The sequence below is a fragment of the Botrimarina colliarenosi genome, assembly GCF_007859955.1.
GTDB classification, from domain to species: domain Bacteria; phylum Planctomycetota; class Planctomycetia; order Pirellulales; family Lacipirellulaceae; genus Botrimarina; species Botrimarina colliarenosi.
This window is the reverse complement of record NZ_SJPR01000001.1, coordinates 1,377,950-1,389,813: the sequence shown is the minus strand read 5'-3', so window position 1 is coordinate 1,389,813 and position 11,864 is coordinate 1,377,950. Positions and strand designations below refer to the sequence as shown.

8 protein-coding genes are annotated in these 11,864 nt (G+C 64.7%); 1 reads left to right on the top strand and 7 read right to left on the bottom strand.

Annotated features, from left to right (window positions below; genetic code table 11):
* Positions 1–50 precede the first annotated feature (50 nt).
* The 3 genes from Pla108_RS05435 to Pla108_RS05425 form a co-directional block, all read right to left on the bottom strand.
* Positions 51–1,430 carry an ABC transporter permease gene (locus Pla108_RS05435; protein WP_146443772.1) on the bottom strand — a complete coding sequence of 460 codons (1,380 nt, stop codon included), beginning with the start codon at positions 1,428–1,430 and terminating at the stop codon, positions 51–53.
* Between the two features lie 162 nt (positions 1,431–1,592).
* Positions 1,593–2,267: an ABC transporter ATP-binding protein gene (locus Pla108_RS05430; protein WP_146443770.1), complete on the bottom strand. Its 675-nt coding sequence runs from the start codon at positions 2,265–2,267 to the stop codon at positions 1,593–1,595.
* Between the two features lie 613 nt (positions 2,268–2,880).
* A complete protein-coding gene (locus Pla108_RS05425) occupies positions 2,881–3,132 on the bottom strand; it encodes a hypothetical protein (RefSeq protein ID WP_146443768.1) in 252 nt (83 codons plus the stop codon).
* A gap of 357 nt (positions 3,133–3,489) precedes the next feature.
* On the opposite strand from Pla108_RS05425, the gene Pla108_RS05420 reads away from it, so the two are divergent.
* Positions 3,490–3,852 carry a hypothetical protein gene (locus Pla108_RS05420; RefSeq protein WP_146443766.1) on the top strand — a complete coding sequence of 121 codons (363 nt, stop codon included), beginning with the start codon at positions 3,490–3,492 and terminating at the stop codon, positions 3,850–3,852.
* 135 nt (positions 3,853–3,987) lie between these two features.
* On the opposite strand, the gene Pla108_RS05415 is transcribed toward Pla108_RS05420, so the two are convergent.
* The 4 genes from Pla108_RS05415 to Pla108_RS05400 form a co-directional block, all read right to left on the bottom strand.
* Entirely contained in the window at positions 3,988–5,562 is a 1,575-nt protein-coding gene (locus Pla108_RS05415) for a glutamate synthase subunit beta (RefSeq protein WP_146443764.1), read from the bottom strand.
* A 70-nt stretch (positions 5,563–5,632) separates the two neighbouring features.
* On the bottom strand, positions 5,633–6,013 hold the full coding sequence (locus tag Pla108_RS05410) for a GxxExxY protein (RefSeq protein WP_146443762.1): 381 nt from the start codon (positions 6,011–6,013) through the stop codon (positions 5,633–5,635).
* Positions 6,014–6,081: 68 nt separating this feature from the next.
* A complete protein-coding gene (locus Pla108_RS05405) occupies positions 6,082–10,761 on the bottom strand; it encodes a glutamate synthase-related protein (RefSeq protein ID WP_146443760.1) in 4,680 nt (1,559 codons plus the stop codon).
* Between the two features lie 56 nt (positions 10,762–10,817).
* On the bottom strand, positions 10,818–11,792 hold the full coding sequence (locus Pla108_RS05400; protein ID WP_146443758.1) for a LysR family transcriptional regulator: 975 nt from the start codon (positions 11,790–11,792) through the stop codon (positions 10,818–10,820).
* Positions 11,793–11,864: the final 72 nt, after the last annotated feature.

Genomic DNA, 11,864 nt, shown 5'->3' with positions numbered 1-11,864 from the left:
TCGATTCTGTTGATCCTGTCCAAATGCCAAGCGGTCAGCGGTTGGCTGGTTTACCCCAACGAGTGGGCGACGTCGGTCCGGTAGGCCGAGATTGCCGGCAAGAGGCCGGCGAGCGTTGCCAGCACCACCAGGGCGGGGATGACGGCGATCTCCCAGGGGTCGAACTCCCAGAAAGCCAGCTGGATGCCGGCCTGGGCCTCGATGTAGGGGGCGGCGAATGCGATCAGGGCGTGCCCCAGAATGATCCCCAGCACCCCACCGGTGAGGGAGAGCAAGATCGACTCGCTGAGCACCACGAGCATCACCGACGAGCGGCTCGCCCCCAGGGCGCGCATCACGGCGATGTCGTGCGACCGTTCGCTCATCGAGTTGTAGATGCTCACCAGGATGCTGATCGAGGCGACCACCACAATCAGGATCGTCAGCACCAGCAGGACCACCTGCAGCGGTCCGACGATCCCCTCGAGCAGGTTCGCCACCGTGCGGAGCGGCGCGACGGCTTGGGCCGCTTGGTTCTGGTCCTTGTTGATCTGCGACGTAAGGATCGTGGGGCCCATCTGGTCATCACTCAAGACCAGGATCGAAGACACCTCACGCTGCGGCTCGCTGAGGGGTTCGATCGGTTCGTCGTTGTTGTTGTAAAGCGTCGCGGGGGGCAGCACCCCGCGAGGATTCTCGACCTGGGGCGGCCCCGTCGGCCCGGAGAGGGCCTTCTCCTCGACCGTCTTCTGGGAAAGGGAGTGGCCGTCGAGCAGGTAGAACCCTTCTAGGTTCACGAACACGGCGCGGTCGTTCGACGTGCCGGTCGGCTCGAGGATGCCGGTGACGAGGAACTCGTCGTGTCGGTCGCCGCGGCCGCTGATGCCGTGCGTGGGGTTGATCGTCTCGCCGACTTTGACGCCACTCTTGGCGGCGACGACCGAACCGAGCACCGCCTCAAAGGCGTGGTCGCTACGGAAGTTCCGGCCATCGCGGAAGCGGTACCGTCGCGGCGTGCCGTCGCGGTTGACGCCGTACTCCAGCTTGTCGAACAGGTCGGGCGTGGTCGCCACGACACGGTAGAGCTGGTCGCTCGGGCCGTCTTCCAGCGGCCGCGGGTCGAAGCTGTCGCCCATGCAGTAGGGGACGGCCGTCACCGTGAGGTCGGCGTACTTCCCGTCGGTGAACTCCCGGTAAAAGCTGTAAGGGAGCGTGTAGCGTGACTCGCCGAGGTGATAAACCGTGCTCAGCACCAGCTGCAGATCGCCCCCCTTGCCGCCGACGATCAACTGGTAGCCGCCGGCGTACGACGAGAATTGCTTGACCGCGACGGCGTGGATGACGATGACCCCCACCATCACGGCGACGCCCAACGCCATCGACAGCACCGTGAGCGACGAAGCGACGCCCCGTTGCTGCATGTTCTTCCAAGCGATCCGCCAGAGACTCATAAGAGGGAGATAGGTGGGTAGGCCATTAGGACGGTAGGGTTTGTGGCGAAATCGCTTTGAACCGACTTCTTATGGGAGGCGTCTCCGACGCCGATTACGGCATCCATTCCGAAACGGTCTGGTGCGCGTCATCGGCGTCGGAGACGCCTCCTAGAGAAAGCGTTACACGTTCGCCTTCAACACTTGATTAACTTCTTCCAGTTGCTCGACGCGGTCGAACTGGTCGGAGACTTCGTTCGAGTGGGTCACCAGCAGCATCGACACGTTCTCGTCGCGGCAGACGCCGCGGAGCAGGTCGATGATCTGCTGCTGATGGCCCGGGTCGACGTTGGCGGTTGGTTCGTCGGCGAGCAGCAGCAGGGGACGGTTCGCCAGCGCCCGGGCGACGGCGGTGCGTTGTTGTTCGCCGACCGACATGGCGGCCGGTTTGTGGTGGCCCCGATGGCCGAGCCCGACGCGATTGAGCAAATCGGCTGCGCGGGCGCGGTCGGGCCGCTGCCCCGTGAAGGTCATCCCCAGCAGGACGTTCTCGAGGGCCGTGAAGCCGGGGAGCAGGTTGAACGTCTGGAACACATAACCGATATGCCGGGCGCGGAACCGGTCACGGGCGGCCTCGGGCAGTCGGGTTAAATCGACCCCCTTGATGGCGATCTTGCCGGCGTCGATGGTCGTCAGGCCGGCGATCGCGTTCAGCAGCGTCGTCTTGCCACAGCCGCTACGGCCGCGGATCACCACCTGCTCGCCGGCTCCGACAGCAAGGCGCGGCACGTCGAGGATCGGCAGCCGTTCGGCTCCCGGCTGAGCGTAAGACTTACGGACCCCTTCGAGGAGCAGCATAGGGCGTCGCGGCGTGCTAGCTGGGTTTCATCGGGTTGGGCGGGGTCCGGCGGCCGCTATTATCCGCTGGCAAACGGAGGGACGCCACCCGCCCCACCCCATGGAACAACCTACATGGCCAACTTGTAAGCTTTGCAAGAAGGCGTCTTGCCCCGACGCCTCTCTACGGCCCGGAATGCCGTTTAGTTCGCCAATTAGACGCGTCACCGCTACGCCGCGGGGCGTTTGGCACGAGGGATGCACCTAGGGCGATCGGTAGAAGAGAAAGTGCGAGTCATATCGGGCGTCGCAAAGCGATCGCCGACCGGCGCCCGAAAGACGTTGACTCCCGACCGGAAGTTCCCCGCTCACCCTTAACCGTCGTGCTCCTAGCCGCCCCGTCTCCCTAACGGGGCTGCCCCCACCCCACGGCTCCCTCCGTCCGCCCGGCTCCCACAATTCGCCGGGCTCAATGGGCCGTCGAGTCTCCCGCAACTCGACGGCCCCTTTTCATGCGCTGTCAGTTCATGCGCCGACGGGTTTCATGCCGTGTTGGGTTTCAATTGCTATTGGGATTTCGAAAGTCCCGGCCTGAATCAATAGCGGGATGCCGCAGGTTCGGCGTTCTTATATTTCACTTCGTTAGGGTTTCGTCGGCGTCGAACAGGAATCGATCGACGCAGGCCAACCCGCCCAGGGCGAGTGAAAAGCCGACAAATGCGGCGGCCGCCTTGCCCGCGTCGCGGAGCAGCTCGTACTCCGGGCCGAGACGCCAGTCCCAGACGAAGAGATAAAACCAATAGATCGCCAGGCCGAGTGAGATCCACGCGACTAGCAACGCAACCCACGCCGCCGCCTCAACAGTCCGTTCGAACAACCAAGCCATCGGGTTCACCTCTTCAAATTGCGCAACAGAATCGCGCGGCTGCCGCCGCCCGGTGCTTGATCGTAATCGTTGCCGCACCGGCCGCCAACTCACTAAAGCTGCGTGAATCGGCCTCTGCGACCCCGTCTAAACGCTTTCCTGCAGCGGCGTTGACGCTGACGACGGGTCGCGCCGCTGTTGCAACTGTCACGATGCTCGCGAACCCACTTGCAATATCGCGACGTTCCGCATGTGAATCTGTTTCTGTTAGTGAGGGGTGGCGCCCTAGGCCGACTTTCGGTCAAGTAGTGGTTGCAACCTATGTTGGAGTGGCTGACGCCGTCATCCACGATTTAAATTTCTAACGGAGAAGACACAGTGGCAAAGAAGCGGGCAAATGGACCGAACAAGAGTGCGGCGATCCGCGAGTACCTAAAGTCGAAGCCGGACGCCGGCCCCACCGAAGTCGCCACCGAGCTGAAGAAGAAGGGGATCGATGTCGCGTTGGCCCTCGTGAGCAACGTGAAGGCCGCCATGCTCGGCAAGAAGAAGAAAAAGAAGAAGCGCGCCAAGCCCGGTCCGAAGACCGGCGCGAAGTCGGGCCGTCCCGTGGGTCGTCCCGCCGGCGCCACCGACAAGGTGAGCCTCTCGCACCTGATCGAGGCTCAAGAGTTCGCCGCGAAGGTCGGCGGTGTCGACCAGGCGCAGTCCCTGCTCAAGGCGCTCGGCAAGCTCAGCTGAGCTGAGTAGCTGTCAGCTGTCAGCTACAAAAGAAAAAGCAAGAGCCGCGACCATGGCTATGGTCGCGGCTCTTGTCGTATTCTTTTTGTTCAGCTGATCGCTGACTGCTCGACCCTTACACCAACTGCTCTACCCTTACACAACCTGTTGCGGGAGGTTGACCCCCGGGGCCGGCAAAGCCGTGTAGCCCATCAGGTACTCGTCGATGGCCCTGGCGGCGCCGCGGCCTTCATTGATGGCCCACACCACCAGGGATTGGCCGCGTCGGCAGTCGCCCGCCGCGAAGACGCCTTCGACGCTGGTCGCAAACTTGCCATGCTCGGCGGCGATCGTCTTCCAGCCGCCCCGCGGGGCCTGCGTTGTGAGGCCGAGCATCTCGACCATCGCCAACTCGGGGCCGACAAAGCCGGTCGCCAGTAGCGCCAAGTCGCACGGCCAGACCTTCTCGCTCCCCTCGACCTCGGTGAATGGCGCGCCGCCGACGATTGGCTTTGACCAGTCGAGCGTCACGGTCTTCACCCCCGTGAGCTTGCCGTTCTTGCCGACGAACTCCTTGGTGAGCGTCTGGTAGCAGCGGGGGTCCTCGCCTGTCTTCGCCTTCATCTCCGCGTGCGAGTAGTCGACGCGGTAGACCTGCGGCCATTGCGGCCAGGGGTTGTTCGCGCGACGCTCGTCGGGAGGCTGTGGCACGACCTCGAGGTTGACGATGCTCTTGGCGCCGTGGCGGAGCGAGGTGCCGATGCAGTCGGCGCCTGTGTCGCCGCCGCCGATCACGACGACGTCGAGCCCTTCGGCCGACAGGTAGGCCTTATCGCCGAGATTCGAGTCGAGCAGGCTCTTCGTGTTGCGGGTGAGGAAGTCCATCGCGAAGTGGACCCCTTCCAACTCCCGGCCCGGGCAGTTGCCGGTCGGATCGAAAGGCTTGGTGGCGCCGGTCGCCACGAGGACCGCGTCGAACTCGTCGACGAGGTGTTTCGGATCGACAATCTTCAGCGGGACCTTCCGCTCCCGCATGATGGCCGTCATGTGGCCCGGGGCGAATTCCTCTTCCTTGCCGACGTGGACCCCGGTGACGAACTTCACCCCTTCCTGACGCAGCTGGTCGACGCGTCGTTCGACAGTCCCCTTGTCGAGCTTCATGTTGGGGATGCCATACATGCAGAGACCGCCGATGCGGTCGGCGCGCTCGTAGACGGTGACGTTGTGCCCGGCGCGGCGGAGCTGCTGGGCGGCGGCGAGCCCCGCGGGGCCGGAGCCGACGATGGCGACCTTCTTCCCGGTCTCGAGCTCGGGGGGCTCGGGGACGACCCAACCCTTCTCCCAGCCGTTGTCGATGATCGCGTTCTCGATGTTCTTGATCGTCACCGGCGGGCTGGTGATCCCGAGGACACACGCCCCCTCGCACGGCGCGGGGCAGGCCCGGCCGGTGAACTCGGGGAAGTTGTTCGTCTTGTGCAGCCGTGCAAGCGCGTCCTTCCACCGGCCGTGGTAGACGAGGTCGTTCCACTCGGGAATGAGGTTGTCGACCGGGCAGCCGGCGTCCGACTGGCAGAACGGCACCCCACAGTCCATGCACCGGGCGCCCTGCGTCTTGAGGTGCTCCTCGGGGGCGTGGGTGAAGATCTCGAGGTAGTCGCCAGCGCGCTCCAGCGGGTCCCGGTAGGGGACCGCTTCGCGCTGAAACTCTTTAAATCCGGTGGGTTTTCCCATGACTCTCGTGACGCTTTGAGGTCTCACGCAAAGGCGCGAAGGCGCAAAGGATTGCCGCGTGTACCGCCAACTATTGTAAGCCGTTGACGACGCGGTGCATTCCTTCCTTGATGAGTTCGGTGTTGAAGTTAATCAGTAGTCCGAGTCGTTTATCGGCCAACTTGAGGTAGGTGAGGCATTGCTTCTTATGGACGCCGGTCACAGCTTCGACGGACTTGAGCTCGACAATGACGGATTCATTGACCAGCAGATCCATGCGGTAACCTTCGTCAAACTTGAGCCCTTCGTACTGAATCGGAACGGGAACTTGACGATCGACAACCAACCCACGATTCCGCAGTTCGTAAGCCAGGACCACCTCGTAGACCGACTCAAGCAGCCCGGGACCCAGCCGAGTGTGGACCTTGAAGGTGGCGTCGATCACCTGTTGAGCAATCTCGTTCTCATGCATCTCAAGGATTCCCTACGATACATTGACCGCAGCGCATCCTTTGCGCCTTCGCGCCTTGGCGTGAGATCCTAGACCGCCGCCGGTTCGGCCGCCGCCGCTTTTTTCTCCTCGAGGACGCGTTTGTAGTCCGTCGGCATCACCTTGACGAAGTCGCCTCGCACCGCGTCCCAGCGGTCGAGCATACCCGCGGCGACCGAACTGCCGGTCAGGTCGTGGTGTCGGGCGATCAACTCCTTCAACTCGGCGACGTCTTCGTCGTCAATCACGTCCTCGAGCTCGACCATCCCCAGGTTGCAATCGAGGGTGAACGCGGCGCGGTCGGGGGCCCAGACGTACGCGACGCCGCCCGACATGCCGGCCGCAAAGTTGCGTCCCGTCGGGCCGAGGATCACGACGCGTCCGCCGGTCATGTACTCGCAGCCGTGGTCGCCCACGCCCTCGACGACCGCCTTGGCGCCCGAGTTCCGCACGCAGAACCGCTCAGCGGCCCGCCCGCGGAAGAACGCCTCGCCGCGCGTCGCGCCGTACAGACAGACGTTGCCGACGAGGATTTGGTCCTCGGCTTCGAACGTCGATGTCTTATCCGGATAGACGATGACGCGGCCGCCTGAGAGCCCCTTGCCGACAAAGTCGTTTGAGTCGCCCTCGAGTTCGAGGGTCACGCCATGGGCGAGGAACGCGCCGAAGCTCTGCCCCGCATGGCCGTCAAACTTGAAGTGGATCGTGCCGTCCGGCAGGCCCTCTTCGCCGTACCGCTTGGCGATCTCGTTGGAGAGGATCGTGCCAACCGTCCGGTCGGTGTTGACGATCGGCAGGTCGGCGTTGACCGGCTCGCCCAGCTCGAGCGCCGGCTTAGCGAGATCAACCAGGCGCCGCAGGTCGAGCGTCTTCTCGAGGCCGTGGTCCTGCGACTTGGTGCAGTAGCTGCCGGCGTCGTCGTAAGGGCGTGGCCCGGGGCTGAGCAGCTTCGTCAGGTCGAGTCCGTCCGACTTCCAATGCTGGATCGCCTTGGAGGGGTCGAGCATGTCGAGCCGGCCGACCATCTCGTCGATGGTGCGGAAGCCGAGCTCCGCCATCTGTTCGCGGGCGTCCTCGGCGACCATGAACAGGTAGTTCACGACGTGCTCCGGCTTGCCGCGGAACATCTTGCGGAGTTCGGGGTCCTGTGTCGCGACGCCGACGGGGCACGTGTTGAGGTGGCACTTCCGCATCATGATGCAGCCCAGCGTGATCAGCGGGGCGGTGCTGAAGCCGAACTCCTCGGCGCCCAGCATCGCGGCGATTAGCACGTCGCGGCCGGTCTTGAGGCCACCGTCGGTCTGCAGCACCACGCGGCTCCGCAGGTCGTTCGCCATCAGTGTCTGGTGCGTCTCGGCGATGCCAAGCTCCCACGGCAGGCCGGCGTGCTTGATGCTCGTGAGCGGCGAAGCGCCGGTGCCGCCGCCGTCGCCGGCGATCAGCACGTGGTCGGCGTGCCCCTTTACGACGCCCGTTGCGATCGTGCCGACGCCGACCTCCGACACCAACTTGACGCTCACCCGCGCTGCGCGGTTGGCGTTCTTGAGGTCGTAGATCAGCTGCGCGAGGTCCTCGATCGAGTAGATATCGTGGTGCGGCGGCGGGCTGATGAGGCCGACGCCCGGCGTCGAGTACCGGATCCGGGCGATGTTGTCGTCGACCTTCCGGCCGGGGAGCTCGCCCCCTTCGCCCGGCTTGGCGCCTTGCGAGATCTTGATCTGGATCTCGTCGGCGTTGGTGAGGTAGCTGATGGTCACGCCGAACCGGCCCGAAGCGACCTGCTTGATCGCGCTGCGGCGCGAGTCGCCGTTCGAGTCGGGGGTCCAGCGGGCGGGGTCCTCGCCCCCTTCACCCGTGTTGCTCTTGCCGCCGAGGCGGTTCATGGCGATGGCAAGCGTCTCGTGCGCCTCGGCCGAGATGCTGCCGAACGACATGGCGCCGGTGCAGAACCGTTTGACGATCTCCTTGGCGGGCATCACCTCGTCGATCGGGATCGGGCCGCCGTTGCCGTCCTTCTTGAACTCCAGCAGACCGCGGAGCTGGCAACGGGTGCGGCTGTCGAAGTTGATGTGATCGGCGAAACGCTTGTACGAGTCCTTGTCGCCGTTGCGGGCGGCGACCTGGATGTCGGCGATGCTCTTGGGGTCCCACATGTGGCGTTCCCCTTCGGCGCGCCAGTGGTACTCGCCCGGGTTGGGGAGCACCGGCAGACGGCGCTGGCCTCCGGCGGGGTAGCCGAGCGTGTGCCGACGGATCGCCTCTTCGCCGAGCACGTCGAAGCCGACGCCCTGCACGCGGCTAGCGGTGCCGGTGAAGCAGAGGTCGATCACCTCGTCACGGAGGCCGATCGCCTCGAAGATCTGCGCGCCCTTGTAGCTCTGCAGCGTGGAGATGCCCATCTTGGCCATCACCTTGAGCATCCCCTTCGCGACGCCGGTGCGGTACTTGCGGACCAACTCGTGATCGGCGGAAGTGACCGGGTCGATCGCCTCGCCGTTGGCGGCCGCCTCGATCGTGGGGTGCTCGTGGCCCTCGCCCGACTCTTCGGGAGAGAGTTGCTCGCTGCCGTCATCCAGCAACCCGTCACGCCGGGCGCGCCACAGCGACTCGAACGCCACGTAGGGGTTGATCGCGTCGGCGCCGTAGCCGACCAGCAGGCAGTGGTGGTGCACTTCCCGCGCCTCGCCCGTCTCGACAACGACGCCGACCCGGGTCCGCTTGCTCGTCTTGATCAGGTGCTGGTGGACGGCCCCCGTCGCCAGCAGCGCGCTGATCGCGACGCGGTCGGCGTCCATCTTCTTGTCGGAGAGGATGACGATGGCGTAGCCCGCATCGACCGCGGCCTCGACCTCTTGGCAGACCCGCTCGAGCGCCGGCTTCAGGCCCTTGGCGCCCTCTTCCTTCGGCCACGTGATGTCGATCGTTGTCGAACGCCAGCTGCCGACGTCGTCGCCGCGCTCGATGTGCTTGATCGAACGGAGCTGCTCGTTCGACAAAATCGGGTGCGGCAGCCGCAACCGGTGGGCGTGCTCGGGGCTCGTTTCGAGCAGATTCTTCTCGGGGCCGATGTAGCACTCGAGCGACATGATCACCTCTTCCCGGATCGAGTCGATCGCCGGGTTGGTGACCTGCGCGAAGAGCTGCTTGAAGTAGTCGTACAGCATCCGCGGCTTGTCGCTGAGCACCGCCAGACAGCTGTCGTTGCCCATCGAGCCGATCGGGTCTTTCTCGACCTTGATCAGCGGCAGCAGCATGAAGTTCATCGTCTCGGCCGTGTAGCCGAACGCCTGCATCCGCTCCAGCAGCGTCGAGGACTTGAAGCCGTGCTTTTCGTTCTCAGGGTGCAGGTCGTTGAGCTCGATCCGGTTGTCGGCGAGCCACTTGCCGTACGGCTTGCGGCTGGCGAAGTCCTCTTTGAGCTCCTCGTCAGGAATCAGGCGGCCTTGCTCGAAGTCGACCAAGAACATCTTGCCGGGCTGCAGGCGGCCCTTCGCCTTGACGTTGGCGGGATCGACGTCAACGACGCCGACCTCGCTCGCCATGATGACGCGGTCGTCGTGGGTCAGGTAATAGCGCGAAGGACGCAGGCCGTTGCGGTCGAGGACGGCGCCGATGTACTTGCCGTCGGTAAAGACGATCGAGGCGGGGCCGTCCCACGGCTCCATCAGGGCCGAGTGGTACTCGTAGAAGGCGCGTTTCGATTCGCTCATCGTGGCGTGATTCTGCCACGCCTCGGGGACCATCATCATGACCGAGCCCTGCAGGGTGCGGCCGGTCATCAGCAGGAACTCGAGCGCGTTGTCGAAGGTGCCCGAGTCGCTGCAGTCGGGCTCGACGATCGGGAAAAGCTTCTTGAGGTCGTCGCCGAAGAGGTCGCTCTGCAGCACGCCTTGCCGGGCGTACATCCAGTTGGCGTTCCCCTTGACGGTGTTGATCTCGCCGTTGTGGGACATGAAACGCAGCGGCTGCGCTCGGTCCCAGCTCGGGAACGTGTTGGTCGCGAACCGCGAGTGGACCATCGCCAGATGGCTCTCGAAGGTCGGGTCCTTGAGGTCGGGGTAGTACTTATACAACTGCTCGGTGGTGAGCATCCCCTTGTAGATCAGCACCTTGGTCGACAGCGAGCAGACGTAGAACAGCTTCCGCTGCTCCATTGACTTGTCGCGGCGGAGCGTGTTGCTGGCCCGCTTGCGGATGATGTAGAGCTTGCGCTCGAACGCCTCGCCAACCAGGTTGTCGGCCGCCTCGATGACGATCTGCTCGACCGCGGGCTCGGCGTTGCGGGCGGTGGCGCCGAGGTTCGCCAGGTCGGACTTCACCGGCATCGGGCGCCAGCCTATGAGACGCTGGCCCTCTTCCTTCACGAGCCGCTCGACCTCGGCCTTGCACTTGGCGCGCTCGTCGGCGAGTTGGGGCAAGAAGACGTTGCCGACGGCGTAGCGGCCCGCCTCGGGGAGATCGATTTTGAGGTCTTCCTTAATCGCCGAGCGGAGGAACCGTTCGGGGACCGCGGTGAGGATTCCCGAACCGTCGCCCGTGTTCTCCTCGCAGCCACATGCCCCGCGGTGGTCCATGCGGCGCAGCAGGTCCTCCGAGTCGCAGACGATCTGGTGCGACGCTTTGCCTTTGACGTTCGCAATGAACCCGACGCCGCAGGCGTCGTGCTCGTTACGGGGGTCGTACAGGCCCTGCGCTTCGGGCAGGTGGATCAGCGGCTGGTTTTTGGGCATCGCTACAAGGCTAAGAGAGGTCGCGTAAGCTGAATTATCGTGACGAGCACCGCCGGCTAGACCGTGGCGGCCTGCGCCGCGCCGCCGTCTTTCGAACCGGCGGTGGCGGCCCGAGGCAACGGCTCTGGCGAGTCGTTGGCGTGCCGATCGAGGAGTTGGAGGAAGTTCTCGGCGGCTTGCGAGACCTCGTCGTCGCGGCGGCGGAGCACGCCGAGCGGTCTGACGAACGTCTCGGGGCGCCCCGCTTCGTCGACCAGGTCGATCCGGACGAGCGTCCCGGCGAACGTTTCGTTGACGAAGGTCTGGCCCGGCAGCAGGCCGATGCCTTCGCCGACCTCGATCGCCCGTTTGACGAACTCGAGGTTATCGAACTCGGCCGCGACCTTGGCCGTGACGCGGTGCGAAGCGAGCCAGCGGTCGATCTCGTCACGCACGCGGAGGCCGGCCTGCGGCATCACCATCCGCTCGCCGTCGAGCGTCTGAACCGCGATCTGCCGCGCGCTGGCGAGCGCGTGGTCGGGATTCACCGCCAGGGCGAACGCCTCGTCACGCCACGGCGTCACGGAGATCTGACGGTCCGCTTCGGGGAAGCTGGTGACGCCGAGGTCCGCCTCGCCCGCCAAGACCGCCGCCCGAACTTGGTCGGGGTGCATGTAGTCGATCCGCAGCTCGACGTTGGGCCACTTGGTGTGGAACTCTTCGACAACCCGATGAATCTGGCCGAGGCCGACCGAGTAGATCGCCGCGACTCGCAACCGCCCGCCGGGCGACTGCTGGAGGCCGCGGACGAGACCTTCGAGCGATTCGTAACGCTGCACGAGGTCGCGGCAGCCTTCGTAGTAGGCCTTGCCCGCCTCGGTGACACGGAACGGGCGTCGCGAGCGGTCGATCAGCTCGACGCCGAGTCGATCTTCAAGGTGATTGACCAGTTGGCTGGCGCTGGGCTGTGACACACCATTCAGCGCGGCGGCTTTCGAGAAGCTGCCGAGGCGGATGATGTCACAAAAGACTTTCAGCGATTTTAGATGCATCCCAAACGCAAATTGGAGATTCAGGCCGGCGCCAGCGGCCCGTCAATAACGCGGGCGAATAGAATTCGCCCG

Excerpts from the sequence above, each read along its gene's own strand:
- Pla108_RS05435 (WP_146443772.1), bottom strand. The coding sequence starts at position 1,430 with ATGAGTCTCTGGCGGATCGCTTGGAAGAACATGCAGCAACGGGGCGTC.
- Pla108_RS05430 (WP_146443770.1), bottom strand. The coding sequence starts at position 2,267 with ATGCTGCTCCTCGAAGGGGTCCGTAAGTCTTACGCTCAGCCGGGAGCC.
- Pla108_RS05425 (WP_146443768.1), bottom strand. The coding sequence starts at position 3,132 with ATGGCTTGGTTGTTCGAACGGACTGTTGAGGCGGCGGCGTGGGTTGCG.
- Pla108_RS05415 (WP_146443764.1), bottom strand. The coding sequence starts at position 5,562 with ATGGGAAAACCCACCGGATTTAAAGAGTTTCAGCGCGAAGCGGTCCCC.
- Pla108_RS05410 (WP_146443762.1), bottom strand. The coding sequence starts at position 6,013 with ATGCATGAGAACGAGATTGCTCAACAGGTGATCGACGCCACCTTCAAG.
- Pla108_RS05405 (WP_146443760.1), bottom strand. The coding sequence starts at position 10,761 with ATGCCCAAAAACCAGCCGCTGATCCACCTGCCCGAAGCGCAGGGCCTG.
- Pla108_RS05400 (WP_146443758.1), bottom strand. The coding sequence starts at position 11,792 with ATGCATCTAAAATCGCTGAAAGTCTTTTGTGACATCATCCGCCTCGGC.